The sequence below is a fragment of the Nitrospiraceae bacterium genome (assembly GCA_019637075.1).
GTDB lineage: Bacteria > Nitrospirota > Nitrospiria > Nitrospirales > Nitrospiraceae > JAHBWI01.
This window is the reverse complement of the sequence record JAHBWI010000004.1, coordinates 87,980-107,032: the sequence shown is the minus strand read 5'-3', so window position 1 is coordinate 107,032 and position 19,053 is coordinate 87,980. Positions and strand designations below refer to the sequence as shown.

21 protein-coding genes are annotated in these 19,053 nt (G+C 59.6%); 6 read left to right on the top strand and 15 right to left on the bottom strand.

Annotated features, from left to right (window positions below):
- Position 1: 1 nt before the first annotated feature.
- Positions 2–898 (top strand): peptidylprolyl isomerase, encoded by an 897-nt coding sequence (locus KF814_11690; protein ID MBX3236806.1) that lies wholly within the window; start codon positions 2–4, stop codon positions 896–898.
- Between the two features lie 195 nt (positions 899–1,093).
- Positions 1,094–2,068 carry a peptidyl-prolyl cis-trans isomerase gene (locus tag KF814_11685; GenBank protein ID MBX3236805.1) on the top strand — a complete coding sequence of 325 codons (975 nt, stop codon included), beginning with the start codon at positions 1,094–1,096 and terminating at the stop codon, positions 2,066–2,068.
- Here the strand turns inward: KF814_11685 and yihA are convergent.
- Entirely contained in the window at positions 2,058–2,660 is a 603-nt protein-coding gene (yihA, locus tag KF814_11680; protein ID MBX3236804.1) for a ribosome biogenesis GTP-binding protein YihA/YsxC, read from the bottom strand. The genes KF814_11685 and yihA overlap by 11 nt on opposite strands.
- Positions 2,661–2,686: 26 nt before the next feature.
- On the opposite strand from yihA, the gene mtgA reads away from it, so the two are divergent.
- The 3 genes from mtgA (at position 2,687) to KF814_11665 (ending at position 6,106) form a co-directional block, all read left to right on the top strand.
- On the top strand, positions 2,687–3,442 hold the full coding sequence (gene mtgA / locus KF814_11675) for a monofunctional biosynthetic peptidoglycan transglycosylase (GenBank protein MBX3236803.1): 756 nt from the start codon (positions 2,687–2,689) through the stop codon (positions 3,440–3,442).
- Positions 3,443–3,551: 109 nt separating this feature from the next.
- A complete protein-coding gene (locus KF814_11670) occupies positions 3,552–4,955 on the top strand; it encodes a tetratricopeptide repeat protein (GenBank protein MBX3236802.1) in 1,404 nt (467 codons plus the stop codon).
- Positions 4,955–6,106 (top strand): tetratricopeptide repeat protein, encoded by a 1,152-nt coding sequence (locus KF814_11665; protein ID MBX3236801.1) that lies wholly within the window; start codon positions 4,955–4,957, stop codon positions 6,104–6,106. The genes KF814_11670 and KF814_11665 overlap by 1 nt, the downstream gene beginning before the upstream one ends.
- Before the next feature lie 207 nt (positions 6,107–6,313).
- Here KF814_11665 and KF814_11660 read toward each other — a convergent pair whose 3' ends face one another.
- The 11 genes from KF814_11660 to KF814_11610 all read right to left on the bottom strand — a co-directional run bounded on the left by KF814_11660 (position 6,314) and on the right by KF814_11610 (position 15,942).
- The gene (locus KF814_11660; protein ID MBX3236800.1) at positions 6,314–6,745 is read right to left on the bottom strand and encodes a VOC family protein; all 432 of its coding nucleotides are present in this window, start codon (positions 6,743–6,745) and stop codon (positions 6,314–6,316) included.
- A gap of 30 nt (positions 6,746–6,775) precedes the next feature.
- On the bottom strand, positions 6,776–7,669 hold the full coding sequence (locus KF814_11655; GenBank protein ID MBX3236799.1) for an isoaspartyl peptidase/L-asparaginase: 894 nt from the start codon (positions 7,667–7,669) through the stop codon (positions 6,776–6,778).
- A gap of 50 nt (positions 7,670–7,719) precedes the next feature.
- Positions 7,720–8,286 carry a hypothetical protein gene (locus tag KF814_11650; GenBank protein ID MBX3236798.1) on the bottom strand — a complete coding sequence of 189 codons (567 nt, stop codon included), beginning with the start codon at positions 8,284–8,286 and terminating at the stop codon, positions 7,720–7,722.
- A 330-nt stretch (positions 8,287–8,616) separates the two neighbouring features.
- The gene (gene dtd / locus KF814_11645; protein MBX3236797.1) at positions 8,617–9,081 is read right to left on the bottom strand and encodes a D-tyrosyl-tRNA(Tyr) deacylase; all 465 of its coding nucleotides are present in this window, start codon (positions 9,079–9,081) and stop codon (positions 8,617–8,619) included.
- Positions 9,078–9,665 (bottom strand): methylated-DNA--[protein]-cysteine S-methyltransferase, encoded by a 588-nt coding sequence (locus KF814_11640; protein ID MBX3236796.1) that lies wholly within the window; start codon positions 9,663–9,665, stop codon positions 9,078–9,080. Before KF814_11640 ends, dtd begins: the two co-directional genes overlap by 4 nt.
- A 1-nt stretch (position 9,666) precedes the next feature.
- Positions 9,667–11,292, bottom strand: coding sequence for a murein biosynthesis integral membrane protein MurJ (murJ, locus tag KF814_11635; protein MBX3236795.1), 1,626 nt, complete (start codon positions 11,290–11,292; stop codon positions 9,667–9,669).
- A 41-nt stretch (positions 11,293–11,333) separates the two neighbouring features.
- A complete protein-coding gene (locus tag KF814_11630; protein ID MBX3236794.1) occupies positions 11,334–12,923 on the bottom strand; it encodes a hypothetical protein in 1,590 nt (529 codons plus the stop codon).
- A 28-nt stretch (positions 12,924–12,951) separates the two neighbouring features.
- Positions 12,952–13,611, bottom strand: coding sequence for a TPM domain-containing protein (locus tag KF814_11625; protein MBX3236793.1), 660 nt, complete (start codon positions 13,609–13,611; stop codon positions 12,952–12,954).
- Positions 13,598–14,512, bottom strand: a complete 915-nt coding sequence (locus tag KF814_11620) for a TPM domain-containing protein (GenBank protein MBX3236792.1) — start codon at positions 14,510–14,512, stop codon at positions 13,598–13,600. The genes KF814_11625 and KF814_11620 overlap by 14 nt, the downstream gene beginning before the upstream one ends.
- 28 nt (positions 14,513–14,540) lie before the next feature.
- A complete protein-coding gene (locus tag KF814_11615) occupies positions 14,541–15,140 on the bottom strand; it encodes a LemA family protein (GenBank protein ID MBX3236791.1) in 600 nt (199 codons plus the stop codon).
- Between the two features lie 505 nt (positions 15,141–15,645).
- Positions 15,646–15,942, bottom strand: coding sequence for a PilZ domain-containing protein (locus KF814_11610; protein MBX3236790.1), 297 nt, complete (start codon positions 15,940–15,942; stop codon positions 15,646–15,648).
- Positions 15,943–16,472: 530 nt separating this feature from the next.
- On the opposite strand from KF814_11610, the gene KF814_11605 reads away from it, so the two are divergent.
- Entirely contained in the window at positions 16,473–16,652 is a 180-nt protein-coding gene (locus KF814_11605) for a hypothetical protein (protein ID MBX3236789.1), read from the top strand.
- A 72-nt stretch (positions 16,653–16,724) separates the two neighbouring features.
- On the opposite strand, the gene xth is transcribed toward KF814_11605, so the two are convergent.
- The 3 genes from xth to KF814_11590 form a co-directional block, all read right to left on the bottom strand.
- A complete protein-coding gene (xth, locus tag KF814_11600; GenBank protein ID MBX3236788.1) occupies positions 16,725–17,498 on the bottom strand; it encodes an exodeoxyribonuclease III in 774 nt (257 codons plus the stop codon).
- Positions 17,499–17,635: 137 nt separating this feature from the next.
- Positions 17,636–18,034 (bottom strand): hypothetical protein, encoded by a 399-nt coding sequence (locus KF814_11595; GenBank protein ID MBX3236787.1) that lies wholly within the window; start codon positions 18,032–18,034, stop codon positions 17,636–17,638.
- Positions 18,035–18,216: 182 nt separating this feature from the next.
- Positions 18,217–19,047: a mechanosensitive ion channel family protein gene (locus KF814_11590; GenBank protein MBX3236786.1), complete on the bottom strand. Its 831-nt coding sequence runs from the start codon at positions 19,045–19,047 to the stop codon at positions 18,217–18,219.
- Between the last annotated feature and the right edge of the window lie 6 nt (positions 19,048–19,053).

The window sequence follows — 19,053 nt, the reverse complement described above, 5'->3', positions numbered from 1 at the left end:
CATGATGCAGCCTCTGATATCGTTGTCCGCCGACTGGCGCGTACGCCTCGCCTGCGCCCTCATTTCATTGGGCCTGACCGGTTCGCTGACCGGCTGTACCGAGCCGCCGCAGGAAGAACCCGTAGTGGCCATGATCAACGGCCGCTCTATCACGCAATCCGAGTTCGACCTCCGATGGGGTGAACTGTCCCAGGCCACCAGAACCCGTTACGACAAGGAAGGCGGCAAGAAGCGGTTCCTCGACGAATTGATCATGCGTGAATTGCTCATGCAGGAAGCCCGGAAACAAGGCCTGGACCAGTCGGATGACATTCGCGAAAAGACGCAGCGCTACCGGGAACAGTTGATCCTGGACGAACTGCTGAAGGACAAGATCAAGACCAAGGTCGAAGTCTCGAAGGAAGAGCTCGACGCGTATCTGGAAAAGCACGCGAACCAGTTGTTGGCGAACCCCAAGGTCGCCGTCTCGGTGATGCTGCTGCCCAACGTCTATGCGGCGAAGGATTTGAAGCGTCAGGTGGAAGCCGGCGGGAACTTCTCGAAGTTCGCCGCCCGTTATTCGGTGGACGAACGCAGCCGCGCCAAGGGCGGCGACCTCGGCCCGTACAAGAAGGGCCTCCTCGAACCGGAACTCGACGCCCTCGTGCCCAACCTGCGGCCGGGAGTCTTGAGCGACCCGGTGAAGTCCGAGAAGGGCTACTACCTCATGAAGGTCAGCCCGCTCGAGCCCGAGATTCTTCAGGCCGACCAGGCTACGCGCGAGCGGCTGCGCCAGGAACTGTTGGCCGAAAAGCGGCGGAAACGGTTGGATGACGTCTTCTCAGAACTGCGGACCGGCGCCACGATTCGCTTGGCCGATGCGTCGCGATACGTGACCGACGAAACCGGCCGCCCGTAAACCGGAATTGGAACGAACCAGGACGCGTCGAATATGCAGCGACGCCTGCAGACGGACGTGCCCCTGCAGTGGCCGGCCTACGATTGCAGTCCAAGCTCCTCGGCAGGACGCCTCAGCTTCCTCGATGCCGCACCCCGGACGACCGCATTGACGCTCCCTTTCTGACCCGGCAATTGTGTACAATCCGATCGACCTATGACGCAGCCCCGCACCATATCGCCTTTGCACCGACTGGTTTCGGTCCGACACCTGGGCCTGGCCCTCGGCGTGCTCGTCTGGGCTTTGCCCGCATCACTCCCCGCCCAGGCCGCCAAGGTTGAAGACCGGATCGTGGCGGTCGTCAACAGAGACCTGATCATGCTGTCCGAATTGAAGCGGGATCTGCTCGCCGATCAGGAACGGCTGCGAAAACTCTATAAGGGCGAGGAGCTTGATCGGCGCCTGAAGGCAGCCGAGGCCACCGCCATCACCAAGATGATCGAGCGCAAACTCCAGCTCCAGGCTGCCACCAACAAGGGCGTGGAAGTCTCCGATCAGGAAGTCGTGCAGGCGGTCGAAGAGCTCAAGAAGCAGGGCGAGAAAATCGAACGCGGTGATCAGGCCGCGACGAGAAGCGTGAAGGAACAGTTACTGCTCATGCGGGTGGTCGATCGCGAAGTCCGCGGGGTCATCATGGTGGGCGACACGGAGATCAAGCGCTATTACCAGGAGCACCAAGACCGGTTCGCCTACCCCGAAGAATATCAGCTCAGCCAAATCTTGATCAAAGCGCGCAACGAGGACGAAGTGTCCATCGCGCGCGGCCGCGCCGAAGCCCTGTTGGCCGCGCTCAAGCAGGGTGAATCATTCGATGAACTGGCCCTGCGCTTTTCCGACGGGGCCAATGCTTCCAAGGGTGGCCGATTGGGGCTGGTTCGGCAAGGCGAATTGCTCCCGGCGATCGAACAGGCCGTGGCAGGCTTGCCGGTCGGCGGCACCACAGGCATCGTCGAAACGTCGGAAGGGTTCCACATCGTGCGGGTGGACGACAAGAGTCAGCGGCAGTTCCGGCCCTTCGATCAGGTGAAGCAGGAAATTCAGTCCCTGGTCTTTCAGCAGAAGACCGAGGACCAGTATCAGACCTGGATGGCCGACTTGAAGAACAAGGCTTTCATCGAGATCAAGTTTTAAGCTGCCGGCGGATTTCTCCCCAGAGGGCGTCCCGGCCTTCGTGCGTTTCGGACGAATAGGGCACGATCGGCACGTCATCCCCCACCCCGCAGGCCTTTCGCGTATCCCGCAAAGCAGCGTCTCGTTCGCTGCGGCGCAGCTTGTCGAACTTGGTCAAGGCGATCACCAGCGGGCGGCCGATCGATTGCACCCACTGCACGGTCATGACGTCCTGCTCCGTGCAGACCCGGGCTTCGATCAACAGCACCACTAATCCCAATGACGGGCGGTCCAGCAGATAACGCTCGATCAGTGGTCCCCATTGCGCGCGGACGCTCTTGGAAATTTTGGCATAGCCGTAGCCCGGCAAATCCACCAGCGAGAGCTGGGAGAGTTCCGGATCCGAGGTCCGCACCGTGAAGAAATTCACAGCCCTCGTTTTTCCTGGCGTTTTGCTGACCTTGGCCAGGCTCTTGCGATAGAGCAAGGAATTGATGAGGGAGGACTTGCCCACGTTCGACCGGCCCACGAACGCCAGCTCAGGCAGGCGATCGGAGGGAAACTGTTCTGGAGCCCCGCAACTTTTGATAAACTCGGCGCCGAGTACTTTCATGTGCGTTATTTACTAGAAGGTCAAGGGTGAGCAAGTCAACAGGCAGCACCTTCGGTCGGATGCTGTTGTGGGCCACCGTGCTGATCGGTATCCCCCTGGCCGGCTTGGCCCTCTATTGGCTCGTCACCCTTCCCGACGTTTCGGACCTCGCGAAACACCATCCCGCCGAAACCGCCTTGATGGAAGCGCGCCGCGCCCAAGCCAAGGAACAGGGGCGGTCCCAGAAGATCCAATACGTCTGGGTGCCGCTGTCGAAAATTTCTCCCTACCTGCAGCGGGCGGTCGTCGCGGCGGAGGACGCCTCATTTTTTGCGCATGAAGGATTTGATTGGGAAGGAATCAAAGATGCCGCGCTGTACAACCTCGAGGTCGGCGAGTTCAAGCGAGGCGGCAGCACGATCACCCAGCAACTGGCGAAGAACCTCTATCTCTCATCGGAACGATCCCTACTGCGCAAGGCCCGCGAGGCGCTGATCACCCGTTCCCTGGAGCAACACCTGACCAAGCAGCAAATCCTGGAACTCTATCTGAACGTTGCGGAGTGGGGACAAGGGGTCTTCGGCGCGGAGGCCGCGGCCCGTCACCACTTCGATAAGCCAGCGAAGGAACTCACGTTGGAAGAAGCGGCCCTGCTTGCCGCAATCCTCCCCTCGCCCCGCCGATACGATCCCATCCGGCCCACCAGGTACCTCGCACGCAGACAACAGCACATCATCCGCTGGCTGGAACGAGGCAACGGCCGTCGCCCGGCCTCGGTCACCAAGACGAAGAACGAAGGATAGGAATAGAACTTCGTCGCGCGTGAAGGGTATCTCGTGACGCGGGCACCGAATTCAGGCTGGCAGCTTCCCTCAGCTCTTCGTATTCCTACCGGGCTGCTATATTTGGGAAATGCCCGCAAAGCGACTATATCTTGAATTGCTCGTCATCGGAATTGTGTTCTTTTGTGTCTATGCGGGCAAGGCCCGTTTCAGTCACATCGATCTATTATTATTCCCAACGTCACCGAAACAGGCCGTAGGCTTCGCCCAGTACCTCTTTGGGAATTACCTCGCCGCAGCGACGGCCTACCTAGCCGAATCGGCAGACTCCGATCAGGTCAATAGGTCCGAATCTAGTCAGCCGAACATCAAAGGCCCGGAGTCTTCCCAAATCCCGGACCTGCTGCGCGCCGGCATGGTGTCGCTCGACAGGCACCGCGACGATGCCGCCCTTGGATTTTTCTTGGCGGTCCTTCAGCAGCAACCCGACCACATCGACGGCCTACTGCTGGCCGGCGTCACCCAAACCCGCCTGCACCGATATGATGACGCCATTCACTCGCTCGATCGCGCACTGAATCTGTTCACCTCCAATCAGCCCAGAACATTCTTTTACATGCTTCATGCTGTGGGCGAATTGCATACGCTCGAGGAGCGAAGCCAACCCTACTGCCTGCTTGCGCTGTACCACCGCTACTTACGGATCTATGATTCCAATCATGCAGGACCTGCCCTCGCCTATGCGCAGCGTGCTGTGGACAACGCCGATCATTCGGACATCGCCCATCTTACGATAGGCATTGTGCATTACCGTGAGCACGAACTCAATGAGGCCTTGCCGGCATTCCTGAAGGCAATCGATGCGAACCCCAAGAACGGGTTCGCCTACCGCTGGGCTTCAATCCTCTACTCTCATCGCGGTGATCTCGTTCATGAATACGAGATGTTGAAGCGGGGATATGAAGTCACCCCAAAAGATCAACATTTCCCCTTTCACGTTTTTCTCAGCGAAAAGATCGGTGACTACCAGCAAGCCCTTTCGCTGGCAATCGAGCGGCTTGAGGCAGAGCCCAACGACTGGCGCGCGCAGTACTTCGCGGCGAGGATGTACCACCGAACGGGGCATGACCCCGAATCACGGACACACTATGAACTCGCGCTTCGTCAGAACCCTCGGGATGCCGGGTTCTACGAAAATTATGGCTCGGATCTCCACCATATGAATCGGAATGAGGAAGCGATTGCTGCCTTTCGGGCCGCCATATCCTTGAACCCCAGCAGCGGCACCTCCCACCACGGCTTCGGTGTGGTCCTTGATCAGTTGGGTCGTTACAAAGAAGCGGCCACCGAATATGAGACGGCACTGCGGTTCGGAGCGCTTGATCTAGAAGCGCACCTGAATCTATGCATGGTTTATTTCATGCGGCTTCTGGACTTTCAACGAGCTGCTCCCTGTTTCCGTCAGGTCCTACAACAATCCCCGAGGAACCCGGTCGCACTGAGTTACTTGAGTCGCAGTTTGGACAATTTGTGATGATACACCGCACGCTCAACCACCTCGTGCAGCTGGCAAGGCCCTTCAAGGGCAGCATCCCATTCATGGCATTATCCACCTTTTCCATCTATGCGCAGACGGAATATCGAGTAGTAGGAACCTGGCTACCATTTGTCCTGCCTTTTCTTGCAGGTAGCCTCATGGTCCTTACCTTGACGGATCTTGCCCTGGAGTCAGAGGAGCTCAAAAAACAGTTCATGACCTCATTGCACGTCCTTCGCCGATGGATTCGCCTGTTGATAGCCGCATTCGCAATCCATAGTACGTTGATCGTGATTAATGGTGCCTTCGACGACAGTCCAGGAGCAGGCTATCACTCGCAAATCTCAACCTTGTCTGAAACAAAAACATCCATTGCCGGACAATCGGCATTCCCGTGGGTCGTCGTCCGTTGGGAAGGAGGACAAGAGGGAGATCGAGTTTTCGTGAATTGGAATGAGCGATACCAACTCTGGGGCGGCGAATTCGTCAAGATGCAGGTACGGCCGGGATTCTTGGCGATACCGTGGGTCAAGACGATTGACCATAACGACGAGCACTATTTCAAGGAGATCGTTAGCAGAATTCCGACTGCAACCATCGCGTGGAGAAACTTACTCTATCTATACATAGACCAGAATCGACTTGATGAGGCAAGAGATGCCGCCCTTGAATACTTGCGACTCTACCCCCAGGGCTACACTCAGGCGCTTCATGTGGGAATTGCGCTCAAACAAATGAGCCGATATCGGGATGCAGCCCCCTTCTTTGAGTATGTGGTCGATCATCATCCGACCTACGATGCCTACCAGCAGCTCGGCTGGACACTCCAACAGATGGGCGAAATCGACCGGGCTGCTACCGTCTTTGAAACATCTTTACCGCTGAATCCGAATTTCTGGGAAGCGTATTTTCATTTGGGCGAAGTCTATGCTGGGCAAGCGAGGTATGCGGAGTCGCTGGTCATGTATCAGAAAGTGCTCGAATTTCATCCTCACTTTCCCGAGGTGGAATCAGCCGTGATGGAATTGAAGAAGCGCATGAACGCGCTAGCGCAAATTTCGGGGAAGGATGCTGCGCTCTACCCGTCCCCTTACTGTCAACCTTGGACGTCGGTCAAATGCCGAAACCTGCACATTCCCGCCTCCTAGATTAACGTTTCAACTTCATGGGGGCCGATTCCGTCTCGGTTTGAATACCCGATTCCCTGCCGGTGGCCTCAGCTCTTTGACTCAAACCAGCAGCTTACCGATCGCCTTGTCCGACTTGCCGATGTTGGCATGCTATCAACGTAGACTTCTCGCGACGGCGGCTGATTGCCTCTGCCGATCGTGCGGGGCTCATTCGACACTATAGCGCTACTCGTCGCTGTCGCCGACCGAGGTGAACCCGCGTTCGCCGAAGATCGCCGATTCATGCGTGTAGTGTTTGAACTCGAGAAGATTGCCGGAGGGGTCTTCGAGGAAAAACGTGCGGTGTTCGATCTTGGTGCCGCAATATCGGTGCCGGGGCTGCTGATAGAACGTCAGGCCCCTGGCCTTGGCCCGATCCGCCAAGACCTGCCAATCGGTTTCGAGGCTCAGTACGAGGCCGAAGTGGCGAGGATAGATGCCCTTCTGCCGATGGATCTCATCCGTAGACAGATGGGCTACGAGTTGATGGCCGGCCAAGCCGAGGGTCATGGCCGTGGCCGACTCTCGGCCGAGTACGCAGCCCAATCCCTCGACATAAAACCGCTTCGCCGCGGCAAGGTCGTGAACGGGAAAAGCCAAATGAAAGAGGGCGTCCATACGTTTCACCCTCAACCACTCTACCAACCACTAGGAGTGCGGTGCAAACCGGCCCTGGACGACGGGCCGCCCGTCGCCCTTGCAATAACCTGCTGCCATCACGGGCGTGGTATGGCGGATCGCAAAGCGGCCGTCCGGTGCCAGAATCAAGGCGCCCGCAGCGCCGTGAGTACGGCGGGTGAGTGAAGCGAGGGTCTTCCGTGACGCGGCGGCAGGACTCAAACCCCGCGCCAGAAGATCGGTGAGCTCCTTGGCTGCGGCAATCCGGATGATGCTCTCGCCCAGGCCAGTCATCGAGACCGCGCCGGCCAGATTGTCCGCATAAACGCCGCAGCCGATCAACGGGGTATCCCCGACGCGGCCCGGCAGCATGACATCGACCCCGCCCGTCGAGGCGCCGGCTGCAAGCGTGCCCCGGCGGTCCAGCGCCACCGCTCCCACTGTTTCCTTTCCCAACGCTCGCTGGGCAAGCCGTCCGCGCCGCAGCAACGCGCGGTGCAGCCGGAAGATTTTATCAGCCTGGACCGTCAATCCTTCTCGGCGTTTGCGGGAGGCGCGAGGCGCCTGTTTACGTGGCAATCGCTCGAGGCCGAAGTGCTCGGCAAAACGGGATGCGGATGGCCCGACAAGCAACACATGGCCGGTCTCTTCCAGCACCAGGCGCGCCGCCGTGATCGGATGCACGATGCCTTCGATCGACGCCACCGCACCCGCCTTGAGGGTGCGTCCTTCCATGATCGAAGCATCCATCCGACGGATGCCGTCAAGCTGGCGATTGGATCCCCTCCCTGCATTGAAGAGGCCGGAACCTTCCAGCAGCCGGATCGCTTCTTCGACGACACCCATCGCAGGCATACCGCGACGCAGCAACTGATGCCCCTCGTTCAACGTCGCGGCAAGGCAGTCCGCCTGCGCGGCCGTCATGGGCCTTCGGCCGGCCCCGCCGTGGATCAAAAGGATCGGTCTCGTGGGCGTCAATTGAGCAGACTGTCTTTGAATTTGCGGTAGGCAGGATCCTGCATGCGATCGAGATCGCACCGGACAAATCCCAAACCGGTGACACAGAGTTCGAAATTCTCCGAGAGCTTTCTGAACAAGGGTGAATCCTGCTCCGGATCGTAGCCCCCATACTCAGCCACCAGCCCGTAGGACCGTTTGCCGGTCTTCACATAGTCGACCAGGAAGTCCTTATGGTAGATGAGCCCGGCGGTCTTGAGTCGGCGAAGATATTCGGGGAAAAGCCCGGCCATGAACAGGGTGAAGTCGCCGATGTGGCGATGGACGTCCCGCTCGCGCTCCAGAGACTGCGCATTGAGCATGAGTTCGGATTCATAAAGCATTTCAACCACCGAGTCGAGCTGGCGGCTGTCTTGATTCTGGATGCGGTAGAGGCGGTCGGCGTGGGCGAATTCGACGAGGAGGTTGGAGACGTAGTCGGTGACGTTCAGGTCTGGCCAACCGAGATGCTCAGTGAAACTCTTTTCCGTCAAGGCTCCAAACAGTTGCCGAAGCGGATGGTTGCGAGGGACGAGACTCTCCATCTCTACCTCCTGGGCATTCCGTGCCCTACGATCCAGCAGGCTGCAACACACTGCCAGTATAACAGACCGTGACTCGGGGGCCGAGTCTGCTCCACCTATTCTCTCTATCGGCCAACATCTGGCGTCTCTTTAGAGTCGCTCAAGACAGGAGTGACCTCACCGACTTTCACTAGGTACGCGTATGCGGCCAGTTACTATCGCGGGGACTCATCGTCCAGCAGGGGCTCACACAGGGCTTCAGCGAGGCCGCAGCCGACGGCCTCACCGGAGGCGTAGCCTTGGGCTACGTGAAGAATGCTGCCGAGGCGAGAACGACGCTGGTGGCCTGTTTCAGCAGCCTGCCGACGGGTTCCCCAAACGACTATCTACCAGAAACGTGACCGGCCCATCATTGAGCAGTTCCACCTTCATATGCGCGCCGAACTGCCCCGTTTCAACCGTGAGGCCCTGCGCACGCAGCCGGACCGCTGCCTCCTCGTACAGGGCCTGCGCCTCGTCCGGGGGCGCCGCCTGGTCGAACCCCGGCCTGCGGCCCTTTCTCGTATCCCCCAGCAACGTGAACTGTGAAACCAGCAGCACCGCCCCTCCCGCCTCGCCGACCGCCCGGTTCATCTTGCCCTGCTCGTCGCCGAAAATCCGCAAGGCCCCGATCTTCTCGACGATATAGCGGAGATCCGCCTCGCCGTCTCCCTTGGCCACGCCGAGCAACACCAACAATCCGGCGCCGATTCGTCCGATCACTTGCCCATCCACCTCCACGGAGGCATGGGTCACTCGCTGAAGAACAGCTTTCATCTCAAACCACGCGGGATTTGAAGCGTCTCTCGCATCTCGCAGGTCACGAAGGACGCCTCACGCACAGCCCCTACCCTTTCCAGTTGCTCCAGCGTGCCTTCCAGTTTCAGGAGGCGGCGCTTGATCGGCAGGCCGCAGGAGAACCCGCCGAGCGATCCGTCGTGCGCGACCACGCGATGACAGGGAACCACAATGGGCACGGGGTTAGCGCCAAGTGCCATCCCCACCGCCCGTGCATATTGCCTGCCTCCGACGCGCTCCGCGACCCACTGGTAGGACCGGACACGGCCATAGGGGATCTTGGTGATGGCCCGCCACACCTTCCGCTGAAACGCCGTGCCGGCTGACAGGTCGACAGCCATCGTAAAGGTCCGGCGCTGGCCGGCGAAATATTCACGTACTTGCTGTTCAGCTTCGTCCATCAACGCTGCTGCCCGATCTTCCGTCTGGCCTTCAGCCTTCGTGGTGCGAGGCTGCGCCTTGCCAGCCTGGTTTGTCACAAAATCGATGGCGATGACACCCTTATCGGACGCCGTGATGCGCACGAGCCCACATTCTGTTTCCACTGTCGTCTGTTGCGCCACGTCAGACTCCCCCGAATTTCTTCGCGACCCGCCCAAGCTTTCGCTTCACCAACCCCAACGCCACATCCAGTTCCTCGGACCCAAGCCACAGATGCGCGACCACGTAGCCGACGACGCTGCAGCCGATGCCTCCGGCCAACCAGACCGTCTTCATGATCCAAGCGCCCGGTTCCTTCCAAATCGGCGCTTGCGCCACCGCAAGACAGATCAGCACCAACGGCAGGCAGGCAATAAGCACTCGCCCGGCCGATCGCGCAACCGAGCCCCAATCCACACGCCCCAACCGACGGTTCAAGACTGCCACGAGGATACTGCCATTCAACATCGAGGCCAAGGCCGTGGCCAAGGCTAAACCCGGCGCGCCGAGCGGTCTCATCAAAATGACCGAGAAGATGATGTTGGCCCCAACGGCCAGCGCCGCGGTGATGGCGGGAGTCTTCGTGTCCTGCAACGAGTAATAGGCGGAGACGATGATGCGCACGCCGGCAAAGGCCCAGAGCCCCACCGCATAACAGAGCACGGCGGTGGCGGTGGCGGCCGTATCGGCCGCGGTAAAGGACCCGTGTTCGAAGAACAGATGCACGATCGGCACTCTCAGCAGGATCAAGCCCAGCATCGCCGGCAGGATGATGAACAGGATCATCCGCAGCCCAAATCCCAGCGTCGTCCGCAAATCGTCCAACGCGCCGCGCGCCGCCTGAGCTGTAAGGGTGGGCAGGATCGCCGTCGCCAGCGCTACGCCAAAGATGCCCAGTGGAAATTGAATGAGGCGCATACCGTAAAACAGGTAGGTCGGCCCCCCGGGGAAGAGCGAGCCAAGGAACGTACTGACCAAAATATTGATCTGCGTGACCGAAAGACCGAGCAACGACGGCACCATTAGAAGCCCGATCCGTTTGACGCCGGGGTGTTGCGGCTGGAACAACAGACCGAACAACATGCCGCGTGCATGCAACCCCGGTAACTGCATGGCAAACTGGGCCGCCCCGCCGACGACGACGCCGATGGCGACGCCGAGAATGGGCTGCTCCATCTGCGGTGCCAGCAGGAACGCGCAGCCGATTATCACGATGTTGAAAAAAACCGGCGAGAACGCGGGGGCCGCGAAGGCGCGCATGGAATTCAACACGCCCATCGCGAGCGCCGCCAGGCTGATGAACAGCAGGTAGGGAAACATCACGCGGGTAAGCACGGTCGTCAGCTCCAGCTTGGCGGGGTCGTCGTGGAACCCCCAGCCGATGAGCCAAGCGATCCAAGGCGCCGCCAAAATTCCGGCGAGCGTGATGGCGGTGACAATGGTCAGCAACGTCGTGAAGGCGGCGCTGGCCAACTCCCAGGCGTCCTGCTTGCTGCGCAACGTATGGTATTCGGTGAAGACCGGGATGAAGGCCGCCGACATGGACCCTTCGGCAAAGAGTTCGCGCAGCAGGTTCGGAATACGATAGGCGACGAAGAACGCATCGGCTGCCGCCGTAGCCCCGAAGAGCCTCGCCAGCACCATATCGCGCACAAACCCGAGGATGCGGCTCGAAAACGTGGCAAGCCCGATGAGTCCCGCCGCCTTGACGACGGAGTGGTTGTCATCCTTCGATGGTGATGGAGCAACAGCGGGGGCGGGATCGGACATCGGTCGGATTGTAGCGAAACCGTGAGAGGCAGTCTATTGTTTCACGGGAATCGGATTAGCCGGGCTAATCGACCGAGTCTCCATGCGAACCGGAGGCCACCGAACAGGACCGGCCGACGCGTGGTGGATGTTCGCAGAGCCGCGAAGAAGCAGCCGACCGTCGTCACCGCCTGCACCAGCCTCCCTGCCAAGCCATCCCTCTGCGGCTCGACTGCCGCCTGCCCGACTTGGCCGGACAGCCGTTGCAGTACATTGTGCGTAATTCGTTCCGTATGGGCCTCACGGGCCTGCACGAGCACGCGTACCCAGTCGGTCGTCGCGGCGTTGAACACGGTGCCGCCATCGGTGAACAGACCCATCGTAGCGAGGCGCACTTCCTTTCCCGTCGGGGCCGGCCCTTCGTTCCACCAGCCGGTGACCCCGTTGCCGAACTGCCTCAGCCTGGCCCAACCCAGGATGCGGAAGGACGATGGCGTACCGTCTCGATGATCCGGTTCCATCGCCTGCCCGGGCTGAGGCATATTCGAAACCGACGCGCCGTCGCACTCGAATCCCACCAACGCAGCCTCGCGGCCGAATGTGTCGCCGGCTTTGAGTCCCGTTCCCTCGAAGACCCAAGATTCCGGATGCTGCACGGTGAATCCCAGCGGTTCACGCGCTTCACCACCCCACCAACCGCCGCCGTTTTGGAAACTCACGCCCGTAAGATGATTCTCAGGACGTCTGGCGCCGGACCACCAGAGATCGCCGTTGTCGATTTTCCGGCACTCCAGTTGTGCGCCGTCCAAGCGGACCCGGACCCGCCACCAGCAAGTGTTCCCGCTGAACCATGCAATGTTGCCGCGGGCTTTGACGAACGCCTCCGCGTGATCGCGCATCTCGGTCGACCAATATTCGTGATGGCCGACACAGAGCAAGAGCCGATAGGCGGGCAATGTCGCGCTGCCTTCATGAAGGTCGAGGTCGGTGCAGACATCAACCCGATACCCATGGCTCGCCAACCAGGTAAGAAACGGCGCGTCCCAATGGGCGAAAGTATTGCGCGGTGAGCTGTCATCGTACCAGTCGCAGGCGCTGCCGCAGTGATCGTCGTATTCTCCGCCGATGTCGCCACCCGTGCCGGCACCGGGGCGGCGCAACGAGACGCGGTGGACGCGGTCCGCATCCGGCGGATCACCTTTCATATAGAAATTTAGACGACCGGTATAGTTGTAGGCCTGATAGGTAAAGAGCGGAAGATTGTACAGAATGCTGGCTTTGGTGCCGGGCGCAGCGCTTTTGACCACGAACAGAATGCGCCCGTCGCGGCCATCGAATCTCGGCATGCCTTCGGGCGGCCTGATCGGCTTACCTTCGCGCCCCTCGACTAACTGCGCGAGATAGACACCTGAGGGCCAGTCGGACGGTACCGGTATGGTATAGGCAGGCCAATTCCAGTCACCTGTCCGATCAAGGGCCGTAGACGGCTCCAACACATGCCGTCCCTCCAACCAATCGGATTCTTGTACGAAGACCAGTGAAGTGTCTTGCCGAAACAACCGGACCCGAAACTCAGGAGCAGTGGTGGAAACGTGGAGGGAGAGCTGCCCGCCGGGCAGCACGCTCGGGTTTCCCGCATACCCTCGAATCACAGAGAGACTCCCTGCTCTAGTGTTGCATTCATTCCTGAATGACTCGATTGGGTAGTTCGTCGGGATTGTCGCCAGGGCGTGGCGGAAGGCGGTCGGCCAAGAACCGGCCACAGTGCTCGATACCGGCACACAACCCCTCGGCGAGATTTCCGGCGGAGAGATGGGGCACGATGGTCGCCACAACCGGCTCCCACTCCAGCGCGGGAACCAGTTCGCGCAGGGCCCGGTCCGGCCAGAGCGAGACTTGCCGCTCCAGCAACGACACCAACAGGAGCACACCGGTACGTTCTCGGGTTTGTCCCACGCCATGTTGCGCAAACGCCCGTTCCGCTCGCATGAGTACTTTGTGACGCATGCGCTCCCGCGACACAAACCACCGAATGCCTGTTTCGGTAGTACCGAACCACGCCCCCACCCCATAGGCCACTATCGTCAACAGCAAGAGCAACACCCCGTTTCCGGCGTGCCATCCCCAAGGCAACCAGAGCGATTCTGTAGTGAGCAACAGCGCCAAGGCCGCGGTAGCCGACACAACCCCGGCGCGGTAGGGCGCCTCGCGATAGAGACCTGAGCGAGCCACGACCATGGGCACGATTTCCGCCCTCGTCCGCAACTCAGTTTCACGGACGACCAATTCGACGCGGTTTCGCCCCTCCTCGGTCAGGAACATCGGCTTACCAGTCGCCACTGGCGCCTCCTCCCCCGCTGTCGCCACCCCCGCCGCCGGAAAAGCCGCCGGAGTCTGACGAAAAACCACCGAACCCGCCAGAAGATCCCCACCCACCGTCTTGCGTACTGTACCAGAGGCTATCGTCGGATTGACGTCTACGTCGCCTGGATTGAGACTCTAAGGAGCTCATGGCCGCGTTCACCAGCGACATCAACAAGAACGTCGCCACGGCCGCAATTCCAGCCGGAACGAGCCAAGGCGCGGCCATGAGTGAGATACCGCTGCCGACCGCCGATCCGGCCAAGCGATTCACTCGAGACAGCACGAGCCCGGCGATGGTGCCCACGAACACGGCCAAGAGGATCTGGGGTATAGGCCCCGACGCCCCCGAGGCTCGTTCCGCCTGTTCTGGTGCTCGATACTCACCGGCGATCGTTTTGAGGATAGCCTCGACCCCAGCCGTCACGCCACCGGCAAAGTCGCCGGTGCGAAAACGCGGCACGATCTCGAAACGAATGATGCGAGAAGCGGCGACGTCGGTCAACGCGCCTTCCAGTCCATATCCGACGTGAATACGGACTTTTCGCTCCTTTGGAGCAATCAATAGGAGGACGCCGTTATCGGTACCCTTCTTACCGAGTCCCCAGGCGACGAAGACGTGCTGTGCCACGTCTTCAACCGATTCTCCCTGGAGTGAGGGCACGGTGAGAACCGCCACTTGGTTCCCGGTCTTTTGTTCATGCGCCCGGAGATGTTCGGTGAGCTGGGCGGTGGATTCGGCGGATAACAGCTTGGCCTGATCGACGATCCAGCCACTGAAGGGCGGAACGTCGAGCGCCTGTGCGGGCAGGACGCACAGCAGTACCAACAGGACGGCCTCAACCAGGCGCCTGGAGCGCGGCCCCTTAACCCGCCACATGTCCCGCTCCCTTCAATCGGAGTCGACGCTAGAACTTGACCTCAGGCGGCTTGGCCACCGCCTTCTCGTCCGCCACGGTGAAGTTCGGCTTTTCTTCGAGATGCAGCAGGAACTTGGCGGTGATGTTGGTGGGGAAGTAGCGGACCATCTTATTGAACTCGGCGACCTTATCGATGTAGCGTTTGCGCGCCACGGTGATGCGATTCTCTGTCCCCTCGAGCTGGCTCTGGAGATCACGAAAGTTCTGATCGGCTTTCAGGTTGGGATAGTTTTCCGCCAGCGCAAGTAACCGGCCCAGGGCGCTGGACAGCCCCTGCTGGGCTTCCTGAAACTTCTTGAACGCGGCTTCGTCTTTGAGCAACTCCGGCGTCAGTTGGACCTTAGTCGCGTCCGCACGTGCCTGGACCACGCTTTCCAGCGTTCCTCTCTCATGCGCCGCATAGCCCTTCACCGTGTTGACGAGATTCGGAATAAGGTCGGCCCGGCGCTGGTATTGGTTGATCACCTCACTCCAAGCCGCTTTGGCGTCTTCGTCCAACCCTTGGAGATCGTTGTAGCCGCATCCCGAAAGGACGAGCACCCCCGCGAAGATCCACGCCCCCGCCATCCGCTTGCCTGACGTGCCCATGCATGCCTCCTTCGCGCCCCGTAATCATCGACGCGTAGTGAAGATCTAAGACCGCCACCCGCGAAGTCAACGCCCGATTCCAGTGATAGCGCGCACCGCTACCGAACCTCGCGTGCCGCTGATATAATCTGCCCGTCTCTACCCCTACTGCACCGTCGTCCGCCCCATGGCTATTGAACGTTCGACTAGAAATTCCGGAGGCTATCAAATTCGCCATGGCGAACTCGGCGTGTTCCAAGGCACATCGATCGGCCTGGCCTTCTGGCATCCCACGTCCAACATGCCCGAACACGGGCTGTGTCGCTTTTCAACCAGGGACAAGGCGGAGGCTTATGTGGCTTACCTCACGTCGCCGACATGCCCTGAGCCTTTGCGGCCCGCAGATCTTCATATCGAACCCTTCGATCACTCCGAGCATGAACGCCTAATCTCGGATTATCCCCAGGCATCTGCTTGGGAAACACCAATCTAGTACGCATCGCCCACGTAGCAGAGTGCTTGCCCTTCACGATCCGGTTCTCGATCCGCCGGCTGAGGTCTTGGTTTGCACGAATGCCAGCAGCCGCTTGTTCTCCTGCGCCGCCCGCAAGAATTTGAAGGCGATGCCGCGGGAGCTGATCGATCGTACCATCGCAGCGACTTCCAAGGGGTCTTGCGCGCCATCCAGCGCAATCTGCAAGTAGAAGATGTCGTCGACGTGCACTGGCGCATCGCTCTCGATCATGCACCCGCCCATGGAAATATCCAGCACAGTGCCCTTCCCTTGAATTTTCCCTCCGGAGAACGAAAGGAACAGTCGCACCGGAATTCGCAGATGTTCGCGGCGATCCACGGTCTGGGTTGGATAGACGCGCCCGAGGCGGGATGCGGGAAAGCGAAAACTGCAGGACTGGCAATGAAAAGGCGATATGCACGCGAGCGCTTGAAGCCATTCGAGCCATGTGTGGCAGCGGGATCGAAAGACTTTGTCTTTCCCGCATTGTGGGCACGTGAGGGGTGTGGGCATAGTGGGTTCGTCTGGCCTTTCGCCACGGATAAAGCATCACCCCGCTTCTGTCAAGGGAGCAAGCATTTCGCACCAGGACTTAAGCTCGAGGGTGTGCGATGCGCACCGCTGGTTAAAGTTCTCGCCGCCAGCTTGGACACAACCTCCGGAGGCGCTCCATGATTTGTCAAAGTGAGATCACCTAACCGCCTCAATCTACAGAATAATTTCGGTTAGAACCTTCTAACGTCGCACTAACAGCGATTTAATCTCTCGCTGTTATTTTCTCCTTCGCATGGGCAAGGCCCTAGAACGAACAAGGGCACAACTCAAAGGAGGTGGGAGCCATGACATGCAGACGTTGCCAAGGACTGATGGTTGATGAATGGCGGCCGGACTTTTCGCCCGAAACCTTCGTCTGGCGTTGTATTAATTGCGGATCTCTCGTGGATCCCTTGATCGAGCAAAATCGTCGGACTCGGGCCGCCGAGCAACTACTGATGGAACCGGTTGAAGCATTGCAGTAGACCCGCATGCGAAGCGGGACACAACGGCGCGGGAGGCGGCGGGCTGCAAAGCCGTCCCCGCGCAGGTCCTGCCTAGAGACTGAAGTCGGCCCACAGGAACGTATGATCGGAAGGTTCGGCAGCGCGGCGAGGTTCGATGTCGACCTCGACCTTCTGACATTTTGCCGCCATCGATAAGCTGGCTAAGATGTGATCGATTCGCCACCCTTTGTTTGCAGCGAGTGAACTTGGAGCGCGGTAGTCCCAAAACGTAAATTGCTGGCGATCTGGATACAGTTTGCAGAACACATCCTCGAAGCCCCACGCAACGGTTCGTTCGTACGCCTTGCGCGCGTCTTCGTGATAGCAGACATGTTTAAGGTGCTTCTCCGGACTGTGGACATCAATGGGTCTTGGGGCCACATTCATGTCTCCACACCAGATCGCCGGCTCCTTCGGAGAGAGATGTCTATCGAAATAGCGACGTAGACGGTCGTACCATCCGAGCTTATATTGATACTTCGGCGAATCGATTTCGAATCCTTGCGGAATATAAGTATTGACGATCGGAACTCCGCCGACCACCACCCGCATCAACCGGGCCTCCTCCGTGTCCCCACCGTCGTCGAACCCATAAAACACCGCGTCGGGCTTGGTGCGCGTGAGCACCGCTACGCCGTTATAGGACTTCATACCCCGATAAGTGATTTCATAGCCGGACGGCGCGAGCGCCATTAATGGGAACTCGCTGTCCTGCACCTTGGTTTCCTGCAAGCAGAGCACATCCGGTTGATGGCGTTGGAGCCACTCCAGAACGATCGGAATTCGTTTTCGCAGGGAATTGACGTTGAAGGTGGCGACTTTCATAGTAGCGGGGGATTCTAGCAGACCGTCCGCGCCGCCAACAATGGAGATTCTTCAAACACCGCGGCCCGCCACCGGGGATCACCCGATCGCGGGCCGTCGATGAACTGGGGCGAGGATCACTCGCCTGCTCGCAAGACTTAGTTTTTCACCGGATCCATCAAGTCGTGAGCCATCCCGTCCGCTTCATGCTTCATGTCATCGGCGGAGTGCTTCACTTCTTTGGCCTTGGCATGGGCCGAATCCCGTTTCGCTTTGGCCGAGGCCTTGAGCTGATCCTTCTTGGCCTTCATCTCCGCTTTGGCATGCCGCTTCTTTGATTTGGCTTCTTCCCGCTTGGACTTCATGTCGGCCTTGAGTTGATCCTTCTTGGCCTTCATGTCATTCGTCATGTCGTCGGCATGGCCTTTCACATCATCAGCCATACCGCCGAACTCGCTCTTCATCCCTTCGGCAAGATGGCCGCCTTCATCCGCAAACGACGGTGCACTGATTCCCATCCACGCGAGAGCAACCATCATCGCCACACACTTTCTCATCGACGACCTCCCTTAGTACGACAAGTTATGGACGGCACCGCGGCTGTCCGTTGTGCCTCCAGGAGTATCGTGAAGATTCCGTTTTGCCAATTGTTTTGTCCTTTTGTGCAAGGCTCCGCGGGCACAGGGGAAGACAGCGGGAAACACAGGGACCGGAGAGTCGGTAGAGGTGGCTTCCGCGGCTACTTGGCCGATCGCGTCACCGCCAGGTATCGACGGAGGATCGCCTGCTCGACTCTGGATCGGCCGCGGTCAGGCGCCGGGAAGCGGAGAACAAGGTGCATTTTGCCGGCCTCCGGCAACTGGATCGTGATCCGAGGTTCCGGTGACGGCGCTTCAAGCAGATTCCGTTGCTCCAACAACTTGAGTTGCCGGGTCATTTCCTCCAGAAACGGCGCGCATTCCGTCCTGGCCGCGTCCAGCAGCGCGCGCTCCGCGATCGCCCAATCGTCCTCACCCCTCAGGGGAACCGTCATCACATACAGCCCGTAATCCTGCGGGGGGTTCTCTTTCACCAACCCGTTGGTGAACAGCATGCTGTTCGGAAACACGACGACCCGGCCGGTATAAAGATGAGACAAGGAACCCGGCCCGATCTCGAGCAACTTGGTGGCGAAGATGTCATGGTCCAGCACTACGCCGCGATACGATCCGATCTGAATCCGATCCCCGACCGAGTAGACGCTTCCACCAACGCGCAGGGCGGCTCCGCTCCAGCAGAGAATCAGCTCCTTCGTCGCCAGCACCACGGCCGCCGCCAACGCCACCAATGAAACCGCGAACGCTTCGATCTCATGCGCCCAGATGACGACCAACCCCACCGCAAACGACAGCACGATGCTATTGCGGGTGGTCACGATCCATCGGCGCTTCGCTTCGATCGTCAAGGTCTGATTGCGGGCGATGGAGCGAACGAGCAGCGCCCTAGTGGCGAGCAAAATCGACAGGAGTAACAACGACTTCAGTAGATCGAACAGAACACTTGAGTCCAGACCAGGCAACAGTGACTGCATCAAGAC